Genomic DNA, 1,899 nt, shown 5'->3' with positions numbered 1-1,899 from the left:
GGAGAACATCACGGGCGCGAAGGCGGCGGTCGAGCGCGCCGAGCGCTTCCGGAATCGCGGCCAGCACCATACCGCTATCACTCAGTACCGGGTCGCGTGGATTCACGCCCAGCAGGCGCTGGACGTGATGGACCTCGCCGTGACGCCGAACGTCACCATCACTACCCGCGGCGACATGCCCCACGAAGGCAACGTCACCTACGAACTTCGGGGCCGAGTGTTCGACGTGCGGGGCCACGAACTCACCGCAGAGGTCTCGCTGAATGGCGCGAACCGGACGCTCGCGCTGGACGTGAACGCCACGCCCGAGACCACGCCCGGCGCGGTCGCCACCTTCCAGACGAACCTCACGCTCACCCAGCAAATCAACACTATCGAGGTCCGGGCGACCGACCCGAACCGGCGCTGGGCACCCGACTATCCTGACGCGAATGCCACGACTGGCCGTGATGTTCTCCGCCTCGACGGTGACGGTCTGCCGGACACCTACGAGGAGACCGTCGTGGGGACCGACCCGCTGGACCCCGACAGCAACTCGACTCGGACCGCGGAGAACGAGTCTTCGAACAACATCAGTGACGGCGCAGAGGACCTCGACGGCGACGGTGAAACTGTCTACGAAGCCTACCGGTTCGACCTTGACCCGCTGGACAACGACACCGACGGCGACCGCTTGGAGGACGGCTTCGAACTTCAGTTCCAAGGCCTCGACCCCACGACCAACGACACCGACAACGATTCGGTCTCGGACGCCGCCGAAGACCTCGACAACGACTCGCTGTCGAACCTCCGCGAGCAGGACGTGGGGACGAATCCGGTGCGGGCCGACACCGACCTCGACGGTCTAAACGACTCTGCAGAAGTAGCGAACGGGACCGACCCGCTGGCAGTGGATACTGATTCTGACGGGCTGACTGACCCCGACGAGTACGAAGTCGGGACCGATCCGCTGGACAACGATACCGACGGGGATGGAGTGTTAGACGGCAACGAGACGTTCTCAACGGAGACGAAGAACGAGACGGTGGGCGCGGCGGTCAATATCTCTGGGGAGGGCAACGTCGCCGACACCGTCACCATCCAGAACGAGGCAAACGACCAGATTCAGACCGAGACTGTCTCGAACGCCTCGGCATCCGAGGTTCTGAACTTCGAGGCCGACGCCGAGTTCGAGGAGGCGAACCTCTCGATTGACTACGACGACGAACAGGTCGACAACGAGTCGGCGCTCGCAGTCTACACTTATGACCCGAAGCTCCAGACGTACCGGAAGCTTCCCTCGGAGGTGGATGCGGAGAACGACTCGGTGACGGGGACGACGCCGCACTTCTCGACGTTCGTGGTGTTGAACAAAAGCGAGTGGCAGGCGTACATGGAGTCACGGGCGAAGCCCAAGCCGCGATTCGCGCTGAACGAGTCGTTCTCGGACCTCGGCGGCTGGAACTGCACCGGCGACTGTTCGACCGGCGGCGGCCGGGTCGTGGTCGGCCAGAACTCCTCGGCGTTCTTCTCGGACGAGGCCGACACCGAGTGTAGCGGGGGGATTATCGAACAAGGTTTCGACCCCGGCGACTGTCCGGGGAACGGAAGTGGCGGAGATGACGACGACGATGAGGACGACGAGAACGAAACTGATGATGACCCCTCAGAGCCCTCGCCGCCGCCGTCGCTCGGGTCGGCGAACCTCAGCAAGTCGGTGTCGATACCCGCCGATACGGTCGAGGTCACGGCGACTGGGCCGGTGTCGGCGTTCGCCGAGGAGAGCAACGCGAGCGTCACCGTCGCGGTTCGAGTCGGTGGGGAGACGCGCCACGTCCTCGACCTCAGCGGCGAAGACGGCGAGCGCGCGTTCGAGAGCGCCTACATCGACGAGACGTTCGAGAATCCGACGGGCGAGAC

The 1,899-nt window shown here is 64.5% G+C and carries 1 pseudogene; it reads left to right on the top strand.

What is annotated here, in order from left to right:
- A pseudogene (locus EPL01_RS21915) lies at positions 1 to 1,899 on the top strand (hypothetical protein); the annotation flags it as partial.

This window comes from Halorussus ruber (genome assembly GCF_004765785.1).
GTDB classification, from domain to species: domain Archaea; phylum Halobacteriota; class Halobacteria; order Halobacteriales; family Haladaptataceae; genus Halorussus; species Halorussus ruber.
The sequence above is the reverse complement of the archived record's forward strand: the minus strand, read 5'-3'. Positions and strand labels throughout refer to the sequence as shown.